This is a genomic window from Pirellulales bacterium, assembly GCA_033762255.1.
In the GTDB taxonomy this organism is placed as follows: Bacteria; Planctomycetota; Planctomycetia; order Pirellulales; family JALHPA01; genus JANRLT01.
In genome coordinates, this window is record JANRLT010000029.1 from 161,991 (window position 1) to 182,457 (window position 20,467).

Genomic DNA, 20,467 nt, shown 5'->3' on the forward strand with positions numbered 1-20,467 from the left:
GGCACGCTATTCCCGCTGGCCACAAATGCGCGACGGGGAATAGCGGATGTTGCGTATCACAACTATCATCGGCCTGGATTTTAGCCCATCTGTGGCCCCTCCACCCCGTGCGGCGCAGTTGATACAACCGGCACACCTTGCCACAATGTCGATGTTGTCCCTGATTGCGGGCGGGCCACACTAATCTACCTGAGTGTAGCAGTCTGTTGAAAAGCAAATGAATTACCCATCCACACTGCTAACTGTTAAATTCCTCGTGTTGTTCGCAGAGTTTTCATAACTCAAACAAATGTGGGCCAAAGGCGCGACCTATCCCAGCCTAGGGCCAGCGCAGCGTCGCCCTAGGTAAAAGGAAAGAATTAAATGGAAGGGCCAAAGGCCCGATTTATGATTCGGATTGCAAGTAGCCCAGGGGTCGGGAGTGGCTGGAGCTAACGGCTTTCAATCGCCACTCACCATCCCACGCCAGGCACTCCCGTCCCCTTCAATATGGCGCAGGGGGACGGGAGTCTTCCGCGAACAGCCTCGTTTGCTAAATGCGCTCTCACCGCGTCAGAATCCCGACCCCGTGGTCATACAAACACCTTGGGTTTAGGACTGAAGCCCAAACGACGTCCATCAGTGCTCATCCGTGGCTAAGAATTTGCTCAGTATAACACGCATATAAACCTTTCGTCTTGCGAATCTTTGTCCCAAACTTGCGATCTGTTGTTAAGACTTGATTCCCCGGCTGTCGCTTGTCACATTGTCTATTCAGGGAACGAGCTTTCTAACCACACCTGATCGGGGGTTTTATGCGTTTTAGTTGCTGGACTGGGAAATACTTTAATCACAGCAGTACCCTATTAGCGGTTGCGATGACCACCGCGGTCCTGTATTCCATGCAGGCGCACGCCGTCGATTGGCATCCGGCCAAAGGACCACTTATGACACGCTGGGCGGAGCAGGTCTCCGCAAAGGCGCCGCTGCCCGAATATCCCCGCCCCCAGTTGGTGCGCGAGCGCTGGCAAAACCTGAACGGCCTGTGGGAGTACGCCATCCTCCCCCGCGCGGCGGTAATCAATGCCGAGCAATTTCCCAAAGCGTATGCCGGGCAAATCCTCGTTCCGTTTCCCATCGAGTCCGCGCTCAGCGGCGTCATGAAAAGCGTACAACCGGATCAGTCGTTATGGTACCGCCGCTCATTTACTATCCCTGAGAAATGGCGAACCGATAATCAGCGATTGCTCTTGCATTTTGGCGCGGTGGACTGGCATGCGGTCATTTTTGTAAATGGCCACCAGGCGGGGGAGCATCGGGGCGGTTTCAATAGCTTTTCTTTTGATATTACGCCATTACTAAAGCCCACTGGCGAAAACGAACTGGTGGTTGTCGTGACCGACCCCACCGATTCGACCTGGATTCCCCGGGGCAAACAAGTCCTCAAGCCTGGCGGCATCTTTTACACCGCGGTTACCGGCATTTGGCAAACGGTCTGGCTGGAGCCAGTCCCTCCCCACGCGTTGGATAAACTGGTCCTCACTCCGGATATCGATGCCGGGACGCTAGAGATCCGCACGCTCGGCAGTACGCCTTTTGAAAATAAACAGACACGGGTTAAGGTGTATGCCGGTAATCAACTCGCTGGTACCGCGACCGCCAAGAATGGCGAGCCGCTACTGGTAAAAATCGCCAATCCCCAATTATGGTCACCCGACCAACCATTTTTGTACGATGTGGTGGTGACCCTGCATGATGCCGCCACTGGCCAGCAACTAGACGAGGTCCGCTCTTATGCCGGCATGCGTAAAGTCCACGTCGCTCCCGACCAGCATGGGATCAACCGCATTTTCCTTAACAACACGCCCCTCTTTCAATACGGTCCCCTGGATCAAGGCTGGTGGCCGGACGGACTATACACCGCCCCAACCGACGAGGCTCTCAAATATGACATCGAAATCACCAAAAAGTACGCCATGAACATGTGCCGCAAGCATGTCAAGGTCGAACCGGCCCGCTGGTATTATTGGTGTGACAAGCTGGGCCTGTTGGTCTGGCAGGATATGCCCAGCGGCGATAAATCGATCGGCCCGAATGATCCCGATATCGAACGTTCGGTCGAGTCAGAGCAAAACTTCCGCCAGGAATGGTCCGGGATTATCGACCAACTGCGCAACCACCCCAGCATTGTGGTCTGGGTCCCCTTTAACGAAGGATGGGGCCAGTTCAAAACTAACGAACTACTAGCCTGGACCAAATCGTTCGATCCCACCCGGCTGGTCGACGGACCCAGCGGCTGGACCGACCGCGGCGCGGGGGACCTGCACGATATGCATAATTACCCCGGCCCCGGCATGTTCCCCATTAGCAAAAATCGTGTCTCGGTCCTGGGTGAATTTGGCGGACTAGGCCTCCCCCTCGAAAACCACGTCTGGGTGAATGATAAAGCGAATTGGGGCTACCGCAACTTTCAAACAAAAGAGGAATTAAACGCCGCGTATGAGCAACTGATCCTCAAACTACGGCCACTGGTGGCCGCCGGCCTGTCCGCCGCGGTGTACACCCAAACGACCGATGTCGAGGTGGAGGTGAACGGATTGATGACCTATGATCGGGCGGTGCTCAAGATTTCTCCCGAGCACGCGCGCTTACACAAACTGTTGTACGCCGATCCGGGGCAAACACGCACGGTCATTCCCACCAGCGAGCAAGCTCCTCAAACCTGGCGGTACACATTCACGCCACCGGCCGAGGGCTGGGAAACAGCAAAGTTTGACGACCAGCAATGGGCCAGTGGCCCCGGAGGATTTGGCACGCAGGAAACGCCCGGCGCGGTGGTCAAGACCGAATGGAATGGCAAACAGATTTGGCTGCGGCGCGAGATAAAACTTGGCCCCGAGCCGCTTTCCGACTTATACCTGGCGATTCATCACGACGAGGACGCCACGGTGTATTGGAACGGCCAAAAAATATGGCACGGTACTGGCTGGACCACGGGTTATACACTGGTGCCGCTAAGCGCCGAAATTGCCAAACAGTTTCAACCCGGACAAACTGGCGTGTTGGCGGTAACTTGCCAGCAAACCACGGGGGGGCAATATATCGACGTGGGCCTAGTCCAACTGCAACCGGCGAAGTAACGAGTAGCCGTGTAGAGCGGAACGCATTCCGCCATGTTGGATTGCATTTTATCACGGAGCCACGGAGGGAATTACCGAGGGGCACGGAGAAGAATCATTGATCTGCAACCTCAGATTTGCAATCTCAAATCCGTGAAAATCCGTGGCCAAGAATCTCTTGGCCACAAATTTCTTTTTTTTGCCACGGATTATCACTGATCGAACACGGAAAACGTAGTTGGCATCCCAACATCTCTGTATTACTTACCTTACAATTCATCGAAGGGTGCAAAGATTTTCGTTGGTGAATTTCTTGCGGGACATAGGCGTTTAATTCTTGCGGGCCAAAGGCCCGACCTATCCCAGCCTAGGGCAAGCGCAGCGTCGCCCTAGGTTTATGGGATGAAATTTAGGGAAGGGCCAACGGCCCAATTCATCCGCTTCGACCAAAGATTCAACAGTCTCTTGGGTAACGGGCTGAAGCCCGAACTAAGAATATCTCTGTGAATACTGCCGTCTCTCCGCGACTGCGTGGCTATTAAAAAAATAGACGAGGGCAAAAGCCAGTTTTGCCCCCGTCAGCTCTCTTTTCACTTTTCACTACCCACTAAATACTTTCCACCACCTACTAGCCGCTCACCACCTTCATGGCCACCGGTTCCCACAGCTTGCTAAACTGCTTGGCTTGGCGGTTTTTCCAGGCCCCTTGGTGGTAGGCATAGCCTGCCAGCAGCGGCAGGGCCAGGGTCGCTTCGCTATAGATCATCTGTTCGTAGGTGGTGTCCACCTTGCCCCAACTACTCGCTTCCTTCAGCGTGCTGCTGGACAAAGCGCCGTCCCGCACGTCCGCCACGGTGATCTGCACCGCGTATTTGTGCATGTCGGCCTGCTCGCCTAGAATGTCCGCCGCCACCACGATATCCTGGGTGTAATTCTTGGGCACGCCGCCACCCAGCATGAGGATGCCGGTGGTGGGACATTTGATTTTAATTTGGGTCAGTTCATAAAAATCCTGGGCGGCGTCGATGGAAATGCGGGGCTGGTTGCCGCGACCCTGAATATGCGCGACCAAGCCAAACCCGGCCGAGCAGTCGGCAAAGGCGGGGCAAAAGATCGGCACTTCGTTTTCGTAAGCGGCCAGGACGATCGATTCACGGCTTTTGGCGTGATCCTCCAGGTAGGAACCCATCGCCTGAATAAACTCGCGGCTGGAATAGGGCCGCGGGGGGAGTTCGTCGGCGATAATCCGCGTGGTGTCGTCGCAGATGCGCAGTTCGTCCTCGTCAATGAACGTGTCATAGATCCGGTCGATATGCAGATCGCGCAGGTGGTGGTCGTCCAGGCCCGCCTTGAACCGATCCTCGGCAATGTAATGCCGAAAGCCGAGCGCTTCAAAAAAGTCCTGATCGACGATATTGGCGCCAGTACTGACAATGGCGTCCACCATGCGGTTGCGGACCAGATCGACAAAGACTTGCTTTAGTCCCGCGCTGACCAGCGATCCCGCCAGACATAGGATAATGCCGCAGTCCCGGTCGCGCAGCATCATGTCGTAAATCTCGGCCCCGCGGGCCAGATCACGGGCACTATAGGCCATTTGCTTCATCGCCGTGACCAGGGGGACGACATTGTGCTGTTTAATGTCGACATGTTCGATCGTCTGGGAAAGCAATTGTTCCTTGGAATATGGTGATGTCATCGCGGGGGCCTCCTGGCTGGCGGTGGGGGGGACGGGTGATTTTTTTGGTGGACGGGGGGGAATGGGATAGGGAAGCTGCGCGGCGGGAATGGCTGTTTCGGTGATGATACCGCCAAAATGGACTTGCCCGGGTACTAAACCGTTTGCAACTGGTTCCATGGTTACAACTTGTTGGTGATTGTAACAAAATTGTACTACTTTTCGAGTCGCTCTCGCCAGTTAACATTTCTGACACAGGTTCACTAACTAAAAAGCCCTCGGCCAATGCCCGGAGAGCGTGCGTTGCCAACCACACGCTGTCCGGGTCATCCGCCGTGGCAAACGGTAATTTTTTCTAATTGTCACGAACATTGAATACGTCCATCAAGCGAGTTCGTTCGCGCGTGCCAAAGATTTGGCAAAATTTTTAGCCGGGGGATTGACAAAGTCGTCCAATTAGTGTACATTTGTATAATTCCGCCGCATCTGCCACGTTTTTTAGCCATTGTCACCGCACGATGAGTGATGCCACCGTTCCCGCCGCGCCGGACTTTGCCACCAACCTGCGGCGGTTGATGACCCGCCAGGGCTGGTCGCTGGCGGAATTGATCCTGGCCTCGGGCCTGAACGAGCGAACCATTCGCGGCATCCTGAACGGCAGTAATAAACCGCACCACCGCACGCTACAACGCCTGGCGGAGACGCTGGGCGTCCCCAGTGACGAGCTATACCAGCACCCAGCGGTGGTGGCGCACCGGTTGTTTGACCGCCGTAGCAACCCCGTGGTAGAGGAGGTGGTGGGTGCCCGGCCCGATCTCTTTGCCAATTGGACAGAAGGGGATTTTGATAATCTTTATAGCCGCTTTGGGGCGGGGGGCGCGCTCACGCGGGAGGGGACGCTCGCCGCCGCCGCCGCCATCAACCGCCAACGGGGCATTCTGGACCAGGTGGCCCTCATTTTAGAAACGCGCGAGGCGGACGTGCTGATCCCGTTGGTGCGCATTTTGTACCAGCGCGTCTGCGTGGTGGCGGAGGAGGCGGGGGCGGAAGTCGGCGGAGAAAGTAGTATGGACTTTAGTCCGTAACTGCGGGTTTGGGATAGCGAGTGGCGAGACGGGACGCGGAAGAGAAGAGTCGGGGAAGAGGTTGCAAAAAAGTAAGGTATAGTTTATTAAAGTAGTTGATATTGGTCATTCTAGACACTAAAATATTGACGCAGTCGTGATTTGAATACTAACTTTTCATTGAGTTTGAAGCCATGTTACAACAATCTTATTTTCTGTTCCTTTTCATACGAATTTCGATCACAGTCAAATTATTACTGTCTCTACAGGTTGCTGCATGGACTCAGGACATAGAACCGCCTTTACTTGCTTCCATCGTGGTTGAACCAGCGACAATCGATATCACAAATTCCAACCAAGCAGTTGCTTTTATATGGCAACTTACTGATAACTTATCTGGATTGCCAGGCCCTTTCAATTCAAGTCCCACACAAATAAGGCTTAGAAGCCCATCGGGCAATCAGTTTGTTACCTCGGTTCTAAGTCCAAGTGAATTGATATCCGGTACCCTATTGGACGGTACGTTTCGTGATACGGTGAACTTTCCTCGCTACAGTGAAAGTGGTGTGTGGCAACCAGAATATGTTCTTTTAGTGGATAACGTTGGCAATAGCAAGAATTTTAACAAAAGTGAGCTTGCAGTTTTAGGCATTAATCCAAGTGTAGTCGTGAGTGGCCTCTCTGATTTGATCCCGCCAACTCTTACGGCGATAACTAGAGATCAAATCACCATAGACATAACAGAATCTAGCCGCGCAGTAACTTTTACATGGAAAGTTTTTGATGATCTTTCTGGATTACCTGGACCTTCTGGTTCAAGTCCAACTCAGATGCGACTACGAAGCCCATCAGGGAATCAATTTGTGACTTCGGTTCTTAGTCAAAACGACTTAGGGTCACACGATAAATAAGTTCCAGGAATGGATGAGAGTTGCTAAACTGTAAGCTGTAGGGAGTTTAGCACTTTTTGGTGGGGGAACAAACATGATTTCTTATCCTGCGCGAGTTTGCGCGAAGATGAAGCTGTTTTACGAATCGCTGTCGGAGAAGGACCGTCGCCGTTATGCCGCGGTGGAAGCGGAGAAATTGGACCACGGCGGCGTTGAGTACATTGCGTCCGTGTTGGGCTGCGACCCCAAGACCATTTGGCAAGGCCAACGCGACGTGGCGGAACTGCCCAGCGACGAGGCTGCGGGCCGTGTCCGAAAAAAAGGGGGGTCGCAAACAAGCTAGCTTAAGTATTCCGGGGTTGGAGGACAATTTCGTCGCGATCGTTTCCCAGCACACGGCTGGCGATCCGATGCAAGAAGATGTGATTTGGACGTCGTTGAGCACCGCCGAAATCGCCCGTCGGTTGGCCGAGTTGGGCACGCCCGTCTGTCCGGAGACGGTCGGCACGCTGTTGAAGGAGTATCATTTGGGGAAGCGGCAACTGGAAAAAAGCCGCGTGATGGACGAAGACCCCGACCGCAACGAACAGTTTGAACAGATCGCCGAACTCCGCCAGGAATACGAGGATTCGCCCAACCCGATCATCAGCATGGACACTAAAAAGAAGGAATTCTTGGGGGATTTCCACCGTCCCGGCCGGGCCTATGGCAACGGCGCCAACCGCGTGTTTGATCACGATTTCAGCACGTTCGCCAAGGGGTTGGTCATTCCCCACGGCCTGTATGACCTGAAACGGAATGTCGGGCATGTGACCTTGGGCAACAGTCACGACACCAGTCAGTTCGCCACCGCCAGTTTCGCTCTGTGGTGGGGACGGCACGGCGCGGCCGCCTATCCCGACGCCGCCTCGATCCTGCTATTATGCGACGGTGGCGGGAGCAACAATTCCCGACACCATATTTTCAAAGAGGATTTGCAACGGCTGGTCAATCGGATCGGCATTCCGATTCGCGTGGCCCATTACCCGCCGTACTGCTCGAAGTACAACCCCATCGAGCATCGATTTTTTCCGCATGTCACCAGAACCTGGGCCGGCTTGGCGTTTCGCACGCTGGACATCGTCACCGCCGGATTGCGGCGGGTGCGAACCGAAACCGGCTTAACCGCCACCTATGCCATACTCAATCGGGAATACGCGCTGCAGCGAACAGCCAGCGCGAGCTTCCGGGAAAAATCACCCATCCTGTTCGCCAAAAGACTGCCCAACTGGAATTACACTGTCATCCCGACAACAACTTGAATACGGGAAGTTATTCTTCGAGCGATCCTTAGTATCCGGTAATCTGCTTGATGGCACTTTTCGTGATACAGTGACCTTCCCACGCTTCAGTGAAACAGGTGTTTGGCAACCCGAATCTGTATTATTGATAGATAGCATTGGCAATACATCACACTTGACTGCAAGTGATTTGTTATTGATGGGAATAGATACTAGAATCACAGTTACTGGTATATCGGACCTAACTCCGCCTAACTTGACAAATATTACTATTGATCGTGATACTATAAACACTTTTTCCTCATCGCAAACAGTCGCATTTACTTGGCATCTATCTGATGACCTATCTGGTTTGCCGGGCCCTTCAAACTCAAGCCCTACGCAAATGCGACTAAGAAGCCCATCGGGTAATCAATTTGTGACTTCGGTTCTTAGTCAAAACGACTTAGTATCCGGTAATCTGCTTGATGGCACTTTTCGTGACACAGTGACATTCCCACGCTTCAGTGAAACTGGAGTTTGGCACCTTGAATACTTATTTTTAATCGATAATAATGGAAACTCGCGTACACTTTATCTCAATGAGTTGAATGAAATTGGGATAGACATTGAAATTTTAGTGGTTCCTGAACCGCGCTCAATTTCAATATTTATTGCTACAGCTATATGTCTTTACATAAGCATAATTCAATTACAACGAAAATGTACAGGTTAAAGTAAATTAGATACATCATTTACGATTTCACTAAAGTTTCCTTCCTTCATCTTTAGCTTGAGCTAAGAAATCCAGGATATTCGAACCACGCAAAATGTTGTTGTCTACAAATCTTATGAGGTAGTCCTCCGACAATTTATGACTTTCGAGAATACGTTTACGTATGAATTCACGAACTTCGCTTTGATCCCAAAGTGAGTGAGTTTCGTCCCAGACAGCAAGCACGAAGCGATGGAAAAACTCCAGATCGGCTGGATGGTTTGGCTTACGCCAGTCAGGACCAATCCATGCGTCTAAAACTTGTAGGGTTTTGTCATTCCACATATTTGTACCCTGTAAACTGTTAATCTAATCAAGTTTGTAAATGTTATTGTGTCGCAATGACTCAGCCTTGTCTAGATGATTGCAGTATTATTTTGGTCTATCAGTGTCTACAGAGGCTGCACCCATCCTTGGGTGAGGGGGTATCTTTGAACCAGACAGATTCATCAGGGTATCATCAAGCAAATAGTTGCTATTTGGGAATTCTCTCAATAAGAATATTGCAGTGGAATATGGGGGGGTTCTGCCTTAGACTGAGCCAGCCATCTTCGCTCGCCAAGACTTTGGGGATCAATCAGTGGCGGTAACTGCTTTTGTTGGTGAATTTAAAGGGAAGCAACAAACATGCTTTACGGCGCCGACCCACTATGAACTCGGATAGACTATATTACTCGCCTACCCAACTCCCAGCACTTCCCTGATGCGCGGATCGGCAAGGCTGTCCGCGATGAATGCCGCACCCGTAAAGTCGTGCCGCAGACTGTGACCCCCCGGCACCGCCACCGCGTACGCACCCGCCGCCACCGCCGCGCGGCAACCAGTTTGGCTATCCTCCAGCACCAGCATCTGGGCCGGTGGCACCTGCAATCGTCGCGCCGCTGCCAGATAAATTTCCGGATCGGGCTTGCCATGGGTCACATCCTCCGCAGTTAGCAAAAATTCAAACCGAGGTTCCAGCTCAAACTTGCCGAGGCATTTTTGCACAAACCGCCGCCCACTGCTGGTACCGACGGCTTTGGGAATTTGACGTGCTTCCAGCAATTCCAGCAGTTCCAGCAGACCGGGCATGGTTTGCAGTTGATCGTCCAGGATTCCGGTAAAGATTTCGGTTGATTCGCGGGCTAGTTGTTCCGGCGTATCCGTTAGGCCGTGATAATTGATCATCAACGGAAAAGAAACCTGCGGGGGGCGGCCCATGATTTGGTCCAGCAGTTCCAGGTCAAACGTTTTACCCCGTCGGGCGAGGAGTTGCGTCCCCACTTGCTGGTACAATTCTTCGGTATTAAAGATGAGGCCGTCATGGTCAAAGACCACGGCGAGGATCGGTTCGGAAGGGAGTCGCATACAGTTGATCGTTGGTGGCCATGCAAGGTCGATTTAAGAAAGCATTATCTTACCGGATTTGCCGCGGAGAGGCCACTCGGGGATAGGCTTTAATCCGCAAGCCAATAACCCAGGGACTGTTGAATCGTTGGTTAAAGCGGATGAATCGGGCCGTTGGCCCTTCCTAATTTCATATCCCATTTACCTAGGGAGACGCTGCGCTTGCCCTAGGCTGGGATAGATTGTGCCTTTGGCCCTCAAATGCTTGGTCAACGAATAATCTTCGGACGTCGCGAAGATTTGATTGGATAGTAATACAGAGTAAATGCTGTTTTCTCAAATCTCATATTCTAGATTTCAAATCAGTGCAAATTTGTTTCATCCGCGTCATCAGTGTGCTGTTTGCACGAATTCTCCGTGTGCTGAAAATGCTCCCTGGCTAACGCGGCGGGCTGGATGATTACGCGTGTTAATGCTCCCTGGCTATCGCGGCGAGCTAAATGATGCTACGGGCTGGGGAACAGTTATCTGGGGTTGATCCGCTTCCTCGCCAGAATTTACTGGTTGAACACAATTTTTGCCACGCAAAAGCGTTGTTAATCTCCCCGTCCAATCTTTCATCCGCGGTGCCAGTGTCGTCGCCGCCCTTAACAGCGCGTCTCCCCCCCAGCGGCCCGTGCTCACGATCAACCGATGGATCGGGTAACTGCCGGTGATCCACTTGGCCGTGGCATCCGCCAAAGGACCCAGAAAATCAAACACCCGGCGCTCTGGCTCGTTAAAAAATCGCTCCAAGAGGTGATAGCGAATCAATTGCCCCGGCGATAAATGTTGAAACGCTTCATCGTAGGCCACCTTGGGCGTGTAATAGACCCCTTTGCAGGTATATGCGTATTCAAAGGCAATCGTCCTCCCTTGATGCTCCAGAAATGCCAGTTCCAATTGACCGGCCATGGCCAATAACGCCGCTTGATCCTGGTAATAACGTAGCTTGGCCGGATGACGCAAGATCGACGTCCCGGCCGCGCCTTTCCAGCCGCTATCCTCAATTAATAGTCCCCGCTGCAATTCCGCCAGGGCTTCTTCTCGCGAGTGCGGCCGAATCAAGTTTAACTCAACGCCCCCTAGCTCGTCGGCGCGGCGATTCGTCTTGCGCATTTGCCGGCGAAAGTTGCCCGACCAAGCGGCTTGATAGGCGGCAAAGTTGGCGGGGGCGTCCAGTCCATGAATATTGATGGTGCCGATGTCAAATCGGTGCGAATTATGAAAATAAATCTCTCTTCGAGCGAGCGCGGCGATAAACTGCTGCCAAGCGGGATTATTCAACGGCACCGCGTCAAACCAAACCCAAGGACGATTGAGCGACCGCAGGCCCAGCACCAGTTGATCCATGACGGCGGGCAAATCCGCCGCCGCCCAGTCAAGCAGTAGTTCTCCGGCCCACCCCCATTCATTCCAGGGAAGTCGCCAGACGGGGAGGACGCGTTTTTGCCAGGCGGCCACCAACGGTAGCGCGGCCCGCCAGTCGTCCTTCTCGCGCACAATCAAGCCGATGAGCGGCGCGCGCGGCGCAAAGTGCCTTTGCCAATTGAGCAAATGCGCTGCCTGGGCGGTAGGCAGGGTGCACGCACTGCGCGCAAATAGTTCATCCCACTGCGCGCGACCTTCCTCCGTGGCGAACAATCGCGCTAAATCCACGCATTCCACTTGGGGCCAAGCCATGTTCCGTCCTTAGTATCCGCATTTGTCGCGGTGAAGAGTGCCTACGCTGCCACGGACAACCCAATTCCGCTTTTTGAAGATTGATATTGCCACTTTTAACTATGGCACGCGGGGGGCGGTAATCAGGCGAAAATACCGCTTCTTCGCGATTTCTTTTTGGTTTGCGGCGCGCCGCGCCTCGATTGGCCACATTTCGCCGAAACTTACTTCATCCGCATAATCGCCACATCCCGCGCAAAGCGCACACTCGCCACGGCTTTTGCCAAAAAACCAGGCTTTACCAGCGGAAAACTCTCGCCAATCCTCCTGGTCCAATTAACGTGAATTCTATGGCCCGTGGTACAGGTTCGTATGGCCACGATGAGTGGCGGATCAACGATTGGTCAAGCGCGGCTCGGTAACAAATGACGAGCGGATTGTGGCTAGCAATATTTTTTCCAGAGATTACACCATGTTTAGCTGGCGATTTTTTTCACTATCAACAGCGATCCAGTGCGGCGTACTTTGCTGTGTACTAACGGGTATGGGAAATTCCGCCGCGACGGCGGCCCCGATAATTTTGTTTAATTCCACCACGGGAGACACGCCCACGGATGATCCCTGGCGCTGGTTGTATGGCGGCGATGGCGGCTCGATTGGCGCGGCCTCCTCATCCGTGATGAATTACAACTTGACCGGCGGAGTGATGCTGCTTGACACCGCCGATCCGCACACGGATCGAGGGGGCTATTTTATGACCAGCGGAGAAATTGCCTCCACGGGGGTCAACCTGAACCGGCAACAGGGGTTTGCCTTGAGTTTTAATTTGCAAATCTTGAATGAGTTGCACGCGGACTCAAACAGCGCGGGTTTTGGCATCACGCTCTTGACCAGCGATAATTGGGGGATCGAGCTGAATTTTTGGAACGACCTGATCTTTGCCGACAATGCCGACTTTACCCACGGGGAACAGGTGGCCTTTGACACCACGGCCAACATTGTCAATTACACCTTATCCGTTTTTGACGACCATTACTGCCTCTTTGCGCCGGGAATGGATAGCCCGCTCGTGGGGAGTTTGCGGCAATATGCCCCTTCCGCCAATTCGCTGATTCCCTATGGCCAAAGCAACTATTTGTTCTTTGGCGACAATAGCGGCAATGCTTCGGCGCAGGTGCTCTTTAGCCAGGTCGGCTATACCGAAGTTCCCCCCGGCACCCACGGCATCCCCGAACCATCACATTATGTCATGCTGGGAATCGCGGTGGTGGTCGTGGCCTGGCGCGTCGGGCGCAAACTTTGGACGTGACGCCGCTTCCCGCCGCCGGAATGCAAGATACCTCAGCACGGAGAGGGAATTAATAAAACGCAGATGCCGCGGATGAACAAGATTTGCACAGATCGGCAAATTTAATGCTGCAGCATCGTCCGCATCATCCGTGTGCCATCAGTGCTCATCCGTGGCAAAAAGAATATGCAAAAAAATCCGTGGCTAAAAGAATTCTTAGCCACGGATCGTCACGAAACTTCACGGATCAGAAATTTCAAATTGCAAAATCGCGGATTTGAAATTTCAGTTCGTAGTAGATCGTAGGAACGGACCAGCCAGGTAACGCTCCGCAAGCAGAGCCATGTGTGCCGGCTTAGTCCCACCTATAAATAATTACATATGATAAGTTGGCTACAATATGCCAGCTTAGTTCAAAATCTTGCTGGTGTCGGCGATGATGCTCTTAATGGCTTCATCGTTAAGACCATCGGCCGTGACCGCATGATTGGCGGCGACCACGCCCCCTTTATAAATCAGCACGGTGACGGCGGCTTCCGGGGCGATCTTGTACTCGGCGGGACCGTTTTGTTGATCGTCAGGGACCACCACGGCAATGTGATTCACTTTGCCATCGGTCAGCATTTTGGACATGGCGGTTTTGTTCTTTTCCACATCATCGCCAATCAGATTCACAAACGACGCCAGCTTCTTTTCAGTGTTTTCAGCGACAACCTTGTCCAATTGGGTCAGCAGTTTGCCAACCTTGGCGTCGGCCTGGCGGGAAAAAATCATCACGACGGGGCGATTTCCCATTTTGCAGCGGTAGCACAGTTTGTCCCCTTCGCTCACCCCGTCATCGCTGTTGCCCGCGCACTTTGTCACTTCGTAGGCGCCGACTTCTTCGCCCACTTGCGGGCCGCTTTTTAGCTCGGCGGCATTCAGACTGCTCACGCCCAGGGCCACGACCAACGCCAACATGCTAGAAAACAATTTCATCACGAAACTCCTTAAAAATAGAAACAGAAACAGAGGTAAGGGCTGTGAAAACACAGCCAGCAACACGCCAGGCTGAAATCAATACAGCCAAGAAATTGGGCAATCATACAAATGGCCGAACCACGAGATCGCGGGTCGAGCCAACAACATGACTCAGGATAAAATGAGAGGATGGGCGGGACCGGTAAAATACTCCCTTTGGATGCCGGCAACTCCTCTTGAGTTACAATCATGGTACGCATTTGGGTCGGGAAAGCAAACAAAATCACCCCTCCCGGAAGAAGTTTTTTCAGGGATTGTGAGCCAACTCACATTTTTGTCCACAATGCCCCTCTTTTTCCCGCGATATCGAGGGGGGTGGCCACCCTTGCGACTGACCGCATCCTGCTTCACAATAAGGTTTTTAACCTTTTGCTAGCAATCAGCGCTCACGGGCTTTGATTGTTCAAGCACTTTGCGGGGTACATGAGGGGATGTTAGCCAAGCTCAGCACTTTTTCCCTGCTCGGCATCGAGGCCCTCCCCGTCGAGGTGGAAGTTGACATCTCCGCCGCCGCCCTGCCCAAGACCGTGCTTGTGGGCCTGCCCGAGGCCGCCGTGCGCGAGTCCATCCATCGCATCGAACGGGCCATTGTCAACTCCGGCTTTATCAAGCCCGAGGATCGATTGGTCATTAACCTAGCGCCGGCGGAATTGCCCAAACAAGCCGCGTCGTTCGATCTGCCCCTCTCGCTAGGCATCTTGGCCGCCAGCGGACAGTTGCAAAGCGATAAGTTTTCGCATTACGCCGTTGTGGGCGAGCTTTCCCTCGATGGCCTGACCCGCCCGGTCAAGGGCGCGCTCTCGATGGCCATGAGCGCCGCGCGCGATCCCACGCTTAAAGGAATCGTCGTGCCCGAAGGGAGCGCCACTGAGGCCGCCGTGGTCGAAGGGATTGAGGTCATCCCCGTGGGCAGTCTGGCCCAGGCGGTCGGTTGGTTCGCGGGGCAGATCGACATTGATCCCACGCCGCCGCGGGTGGACGAATGGTTCGCCCAGTATGCCAAGTACGAAGTGGACTTTGCCGATGTGCGCGGCCAAGAAATGGCCAAGCGCGCGTTAACCATCGCGGCGGCGGGTTCGCATAATTTGCTCATGCTGGGGCCGCCCGGTTCGGGCAAAACCATGCTGGCCAAACGCGTGCCGACCATCCTGCCGGATTTAACCAGCAGCGAATCAATCGAAACCACGCGCATTTATAGCGTCATGGGCCTGTTACAGCCTGGCCAGCCGATGTTGGCCGTGCGGCCGTTTCGCTCCCCCCATCATACGATCAGCAATCCCGGCCTGGTTGGCGGCGGCAGCACGCCGACTCCCGGCGAAATCAGCATGTCGCATAATGGCGTGCTGTTTCTGGACGAATTGCCCGAGTTCAACCGCGCCACGCTAGAGGTGCTGCGGCAACCGCTGGAGGATGGCGTGGTCACCATTTCCCGCGCGCTCAATAGCTCCACCTTTCCGGCCAATTTTATGCTGATCGCCGCGCTCAACCCCTGCCCCTGCGGGTATCGCGGCGATCCCCGGCGGGATTGCCATTGCACCATGATTCAGGTGGAAAAATACATGGGCAAGATCAGCGGACCGCTGCTGGACCGGATTGATATTCACATCGAAGTCCCCGCCGTGCCGTTTCAGGAACTTTCTAGCGGTAGTCCGGGCACCAGCAGCGCTGACATGCGGCAGCACGTCAAGCAAGCTCGGCAGTTGCAGCAAGAGCGGTTTAACGGCACCCGCACCCGCAATAACGCCCACATGAATAGCCGCCAGATACGCCAGCATTGCAAATTGGACACCGCGGGACACAACCTGCTGCAGGCGACAATGGCCGAGTTGGGGCTTTCCGCCCGTGCGCATGACAAGGTGCTGCGGGTGGCCCGGACCATAGCCGATTTGGAAGGTTCCGCGGCAATCCAAGTACATCACCTGAGCGAAGCGGTCAATTACCGGATGCTTGATCGCAATTTGTGGAAGTAAGCCGCGCGACCGCTTTGCGCTACGATTAGGCAGCAAAGGTTACTCCCCGCCCGTGGGCATGCCCAACTGCTTCATTTTGCGATACAGGTTGGAGCGATGCAGCCCCAACAGTTCGGCGGCGGCGGACATATTGCCGCGGGTTTTTTCCAGGGCCTGGTTAATGTACTGAACCTGAAATTGCCAAGTGGCGTCGGTCAGGGGGACTTCGCCGACTTGTGGCGTTGCGCCGGTGCGTGGGGGGGAAAGGATAAACGCCACGTCCTCGGGGGCGATTTTTTCTCCCGTGGCTAAAAACGCCAGGCGCTCCATCAGGTTGCGCAGTTCGCGCACGTTGCCCGGCCAGGGGTGCTGTTCCAGGCGTTGCCGCGCGGCGGGTAGAAAGCGCGGAGTTTTTCGTCCGGCGCGGCGGCAAAATTCTTGTAAAAAATGCTCAGCCAGCAAGTGAATATCCTCGCCCCGTTCGCGCAGCGGCGGTAATTCCAGGCTGACCACATTGAGCCGATAATACAGATCCTCGCGAAATCGCTTTTGCCGGACCAGGTCGGCCAGATTTTGATTTGTCGCGGCGATGACCCGCACATCGGTCGTAATGGGGCGGCTTCCGCCGACGCGGACCACCAGTTTTTCCTCGAGCACGCGCAACAGTTTAGCTTGCCCCCCTTTACTGAGTTCCGCTATTTCGTCTAAAAACAGCGTCCCGCCGTTGGCCAATTCAAATTTGCCCGGGCGAGATTCGACGGCGTCGGTAAATGCCCCTTTTTCATGGCCAAACAATTCGCTCTCAAGCAAAGTCTCGGTCAGGGCCGCGCAATTCACCGCCACCCAGGGGTGGTTGCGGCGGCGGCTTTGGTAGTGAATCGCGCGGCTGGCGACTTCCTTGCCGGTGCCGTTTTCCCCGGTCAACAGCACCACCAATTCCGTGGGCGCCACCCGCTGCAGGGTCCCTTGCAACGCGAGAATCGCCGGAGAATTCCCCAGCAATCGCACATTCTCGGCCGCTTGCTCCACCAAAAACTGACTCGTGGAAAGCGCGGCCTCCAGTTGCTGAGTGTTTGTCAGGGCCGCGGCGGCCTGCCCCGCCAATTCGACCAGCGTCCCTTCGTCCTCGTCATCAAAATCACCGACAAGCTTGTTGATGACCTCAAACACGCCCAAGAGATCGCCATTGGCCGCGCGTAGCGGCACCGCCACCAGCGAATGGGTTTGATAGTTAAGCTGCCGATCGACGTCGCGGTGAATTTCGGCGGCGGATTCTTGCCGCGACACCCGCTGCGGCCGTCCCGTGCGCAAGGTCTTGCCCACGATCCCCACCTCATCGGGAATTCGCAATTCCCCCCCCGGCACGCCCAACGCCGGCCGCGCGACCAGTTGTCCCGCCCCCCGATCCCACAAAAAAATGCTCGCCCGGTCCGCCTGCAGTAACCGGGTGGAAGCCTCGGCCATGTGCACCAGCAACGGCTGCACCTGCGCCACGCTCGCCCATTCTTGGGCCAATTGCAGCATAGTCAGAAGTCGTTCCGCACGTCGGCTGGCAGCCCGGCGTTCGCGAATCAGGCCCAGCCCCGCCGCCAGGGCCGCGGCGATCCCCCGGACGTATTGGGTGGCGGGGGCGGGTTTGGTGGGAAGGTCGTGCCGTTCACCCAACCGCAAGCAGAGGACGGAGTTGGCTTCGCCATAAGGATTAAGCCCCACCAGCACCCAGGGACTGCGCCAGACCGGTTGGTCGTGGTCCAGGGCCTCGCTGAGCAGTTCGCGGGGCAGGTGGGCGCGTTGTCCCGCTTCGGCGATGATTTGCCATTGGCCCTGGCGGTTTTTCCACAAGGAGGAAAAATTTCCGCCAAACGGAGCTAGCAGGCGAACCAGGGCCAGGTTTAAAAAGGCCGTGGTGTCGATTGCCGCGCGGGCCCCCCAAAGTAATTCGATAATAGCGGGAGCGGCGGCCGCCGAGCCGGTTAACGACGGCAACAAGGAGCCGACCGGGGAAAATCCTGCGGGAGAAAGGGGATCCATGGGCGTGTCGAAATGTATTCGGAAGGCAAACGACTGTCGTCATCTTTATACAATAGCGGACGCTGGGTGTAATCAGGACGATACAGCTAGGAAAAAGTGCCGGACTAGGCTCGAACTCAATCAGAAATTGTTGTAAGTTATTACGCAGAATGATATTGGAGCATCTTTCACATTTAGTGGCCATTCTATTCAAGGGTCATTTCCATGCCGCCCCTGTTTGCCGGAAAAAAAGGCCTGATCCTGGGGATCGCCAACGACTACTCCATTGCCTGGCACATCGCCAGCCAGATCCTCGAGCAGGGGGGAATCTGCGGTTTTTCCCACCTGCCCGATAAACCCGAGGACGAACGCAAAAAAAACCGTGGCCGCGTCGCCAAAATTGTCGAGGGATTGCCGGGCTGCAAGTTCTTGCATCCCCTGGACGTGAGCCGCGACGCGGATATCGCGGAATTTGTCGAAAAAGCCAAAAGCGAACTAGGAACCCTGGATTTTGTGCTGCATTCCATCGCGTATGCCTCCTTGGACGACCTCAAGCGGGAAACCATCGCCACCAGCCGTGAAGGCTTTAAACTGGCGATGGATATCAGTTGTTACAGTCTCTTGGCGGTGGCCAACGCCTGCCGTCCCCTGCTCAATCCCAATGCCGCCCTGCTGACACTCACGTACTTTGGCGGTGAAAAAGTCATGCCCGGCTACAACGTCATGGGTATTTGCAAAGCGGCCCTGGACGCCGCCATGAAATACCTGGCCTATGACCTGGGTCCCCAGCAAGTCCGGGTCAACGCCCTGAGCGCCGGCCCGCTCAAAACGCTTGCCTCCTCCGCCGTCGGCGCCAAGGATATGGGTGAACTGTATAAGGAAATGGCCCCCCTGGGCCGCAATATCACCCATGAAGAGGTGGGCCGAGTCGGGGCGTTTTTGCTTTCCGAGATGTCCGCTGGGATCACCGGCGAAATCCTGCATGTGGACGCCGGGTACAACATCATGGGTAGCCCGGGCCGGTTGCTGGATAAGCTAAAGGGCTGATAGAAAAAAGCTGGTTGTTCTCTTCGTGCAAGACGAGATTCCGCCGCGAAACCGCGGAGAGGGGGAATGGAGTTTTGCTAACGGGAAAGTTGGTATTCGGATAGTTATCAATTCAACAGGGAGCGTTTCTATTGGGGGGTGGAGCATATTTTTTCTCCGCCTCCCTGTGCCTTCCCATGTCTCATAAAGCCGAAATCCAGACAAACGGTTGGCCGTTTTCATCTAGCCGGACTTCGTGTTTGCATTTGACGTTGGAGAGGACTTCCCGCAGCAATTTTTGGTAATAAGTTTTGCCCGCCGCGACTTGCACCGGTTTTTTAAAGTCAATTTTGGCCAAGAGCAAACTCTGGTGATCGTACAAAAATGGCAGTTCCACGCGGGCTTGCACGGCGGCCAGGGCCTCAGCCGCGCTCACGCCGTTAATATCCGCGTTCAGCGTGTCCATCATCTTCGGCGCTAGGCGGGGAAGTTGCTCGTCGCTGGTCCAGCCCACGGGCCACAGTTCGGGGCTGTTATCGGCGGAGGTGATCCATAGTTCGACCTCTCGGCCGGGTGGTTTGCGCGGGACCAAAATTGCCCCGACTGGCCGCATCAGCGCTGCCAGGGCCGTCCCGCGGCTGAGGCCTTTTAGCTCGTCCCGCACGGGGTCATCCGCCGCCAGCGCGGCTTGCACGTCGCGATCAATTGTTATCCGTAGCGTTCCCCGGCTGAGCAATTTGAGGATGTCCGTTCCTTTTTTTCCCTGGGTGTTGTCCTCCAACTTGGCGGCCAGATCCTCCTGCACGGCGGCCAGTTGATCCGCGGTCAGGCCAAATGCCAATTTTTGTTCGATGACGCCCGACGCGCCATGATCACCTAGCGTCTGCATCCATTTTAATAATCCCGCCTGGTCGCGCAGTCCAAATTTTCCCCCGGGGACATGCAACACCCCGCCAGCGTCCAGCATGCCCACAACCAAAAAAGATTCGCGCGGGGGTTTGCCCGTGGTTTTGATTTCTGGCTGGTCGGCGGCTTGACCCGCGCGAATTTGCAAACCGCCAACATTCAATTTGGTAAGTGCTTGCAACCAGTCCTGCTGACTGCGGGGATCGACCCGTCCCGTGGTGTAGATTTCAAATTGAACCCGTTTGGCTGGCTCTTCTTCCGCCCGGAGAGAGATCGTGAAAGTATCGCTAAAAAAAACGGCCCACAGACAAGTGGCCCATACATAAATTGCCCCTAGATAAATATCCCAGAAATCGCGCGCATAGCCGCGTTGCGGCAATGATAGCAAAGCATGGCGGCTGATAAACATATTGGCTGGTTGCGTGGACTGCATATAAATCCCCGGTCCCTCGGAATGAGATGAAAAGGGAGGAAATG

Annotated in this window: 16 protein-coding genes; 9 read left to right on the top strand and 7 right to left on the bottom strand. The window is 54.7% G+C overall.

Translation table 11 applies throughout. The annotated features are described in order from the left end of the window. Window positions 1-857: 857 nt before the first annotated feature. Entirely contained in the window at window positions 858-3,119 is a 2,262-nt protein-coding gene (locus SFX18_09015; GenBank protein MDX1963280.1) for a glycoside hydrolase family 2 TIM barrel-domain containing protein, read from the top strand. Window positions 3,120-3,726: 607 nt separating this feature from the next. Here the strand turns inward: SFX18_09015 and SFX18_09020 are convergent. After that, a complete protein-coding gene (locus SFX18_09020) occupies window positions 3,727-4,956 on the bottom strand; it encodes a deoxyhypusine synthase (GenBank protein ID MDX1963281.1) in 1,230 nt (409 codons plus the stop codon). Window positions 4,957-5,294: 338 nt separating this feature from the next. Between SFX18_09020 and SFX18_09025 the strand changes: the two genes are divergently transcribed. From SFX18_09025 to SFX18_09045, 5 genes are all read left to right on the top strand, one after another. After that, window positions 5,295-5,861 (top strand): helix-turn-helix transcriptional regulator, encoded by a 567-nt coding sequence (locus SFX18_09025; GenBank protein ID MDX1963282.1) that lies wholly within the window; start codon window positions 5,295-5,297, stop codon window positions 5,859-5,861. A 173-nt stretch (window positions 5,862-6,034) separates the two neighbouring features. Then, window positions 6,035-6,751, top strand: coding sequence for a hypothetical protein (locus SFX18_09030; protein ID MDX1963283.1), 717 nt, complete (start codon window positions 6,035-6,037; stop codon window positions 6,749-6,751). A 73-nt stretch (window positions 6,752-6,824) separates the two neighbouring features. Continuing rightward, window positions 6,825-7,073, top strand: coding sequence for a hypothetical protein (locus SFX18_09035; GenBank protein MDX1963284.1), 249 nt, complete (start codon window positions 6,825-6,827; stop codon window positions 7,071-7,073). Then, window positions 7,039-8,031, top strand: coding sequence for an ISAzo13 family transposase (locus SFX18_09040; protein MDX1963285.1), 993 nt, complete (start codon window positions 7,039-7,041; stop codon window positions 8,029-8,031). Before SFX18_09035 ends, SFX18_09040 begins: the two co-directional genes overlap by 35 nt. Before the next feature lie 70 nt (window positions 8,032-8,101). Then, window positions 8,102-8,725, top strand: coding sequence for a hypothetical protein (locus SFX18_09045; protein ID MDX1963286.1), 624 nt, complete (start codon window positions 8,102-8,104; stop codon window positions 8,723-8,725). Window positions 8,726-8,755: 30 nt separating this feature from the next. Here the strand turns inward: SFX18_09045 and SFX18_09050 are convergent, their stop codons facing one another. The 3 genes from SFX18_09050 to SFX18_09060 all read right to left on the bottom strand — a co-directional run bounded on the left by SFX18_09050 (window position 8,756) and on the right by SFX18_09060 (window position 11,812). Then, the gene (locus SFX18_09050) at window positions 8,756-9,049 is read right to left on the bottom strand and encodes a hypothetical protein (protein ID MDX1963287.1); all 294 of its coding nucleotides are present in this window, start codon (window positions 9,047-9,049) and stop codon (window positions 8,756-8,758) included. Between the two features lie 393 nt (window positions 9,050-9,442). Beyond that, complete coding sequence (locus SFX18_09055; GenBank protein ID MDX1963288.1) at window positions 9,443-10,111, bottom strand: HAD family phosphatase; 669 nt, start codon at window positions 10,109-10,111, stop codon at window positions 9,443-9,445. Between the two features lie 462 nt (window positions 10,112-10,573). Then, complete coding sequence (locus tag SFX18_09060) at window positions 10,574-11,812, bottom strand: GNAT family N-acetyltransferase (GenBank protein MDX1963289.1); 1,239 nt, start codon at window positions 11,810-11,812, stop codon at window positions 10,574-10,576. A 451-nt stretch (window positions 11,813-12,263) separates the two neighbouring features. Between SFX18_09060 and SFX18_09065 the strand changes: the two genes are divergently transcribed. Beyond that, window positions 12,264-13,100: a hypothetical protein gene (locus tag SFX18_09065; protein ID MDX1963290.1), complete on the top strand. Its 837-nt coding sequence runs from the start codon at window positions 12,264-12,266 to the stop codon at window positions 13,098-13,100. Between the two features lie 387 nt (window positions 13,101-13,487). Here SFX18_09065 and SFX18_09070 read toward each other — a convergent pair whose 3' ends face one another. Then, window positions 13,488-14,057: a hypothetical protein gene (locus SFX18_09070; protein ID MDX1963291.1), complete on the bottom strand. Its 570-nt coding sequence runs from the start codon at window positions 14,055-14,057 to the stop codon at window positions 13,488-13,490. A gap of 473 nt (window positions 14,058-14,530) precedes the next feature. Here SFX18_09070 and SFX18_09075 point away from each other — a divergent pair, with 473 nt between their 5' ends. Next, window positions 14,531-16,069, top strand: a complete 1,539-nt coding sequence (locus SFX18_09075) for a YifB family Mg chelatase-like AAA ATPase (GenBank protein ID MDX1963292.1) — start codon at window positions 14,531-14,533, stop codon at window positions 16,067-16,069. Window positions 16,070-16,108: 39 nt separating this feature from the next. Here SFX18_09075 and SFX18_09080 read toward each other — a convergent pair whose 3' ends face one another. Then, window positions 16,109-18,079: a sigma-54-dependent Fis family transcriptional regulator gene (locus SFX18_09080; protein ID MDX1963293.1), complete on the bottom strand. Its 1,971-nt coding sequence runs from the start codon at window positions 18,077-18,079 to the stop codon at window positions 16,109-16,111. A 204-nt stretch (window positions 18,080-18,283) separates the two neighbouring features. On the opposite strand from SFX18_09080, the gene SFX18_09085 reads away from it, so the two are divergent. Continuing rightward, window positions 18,284-19,105 carry an enoyl-ACP reductase gene (locus SFX18_09085; GenBank protein MDX1963294.1) on the top strand — a complete coding sequence of 274 codons (822 nt, stop codon included), beginning with the start codon at window positions 18,284-18,286 and terminating at the stop codon, window positions 19,103-19,105. A 181-nt stretch (window positions 19,106-19,286) separates the two neighbouring features. Here SFX18_09085 and SFX18_09090 read toward each other — a convergent pair whose 3' ends face one another. Next, window positions 19,287-20,423 carry a hypothetical protein gene (locus SFX18_09090; protein MDX1963295.1) on the bottom strand — a complete coding sequence of 379 codons (1,137 nt, stop codon included), beginning with the start codon at window positions 20,421-20,423 and terminating at the stop codon, window positions 19,287-19,289. Between the last annotated feature and the right edge of the window lie 44 nt (window positions 20,424-20,467).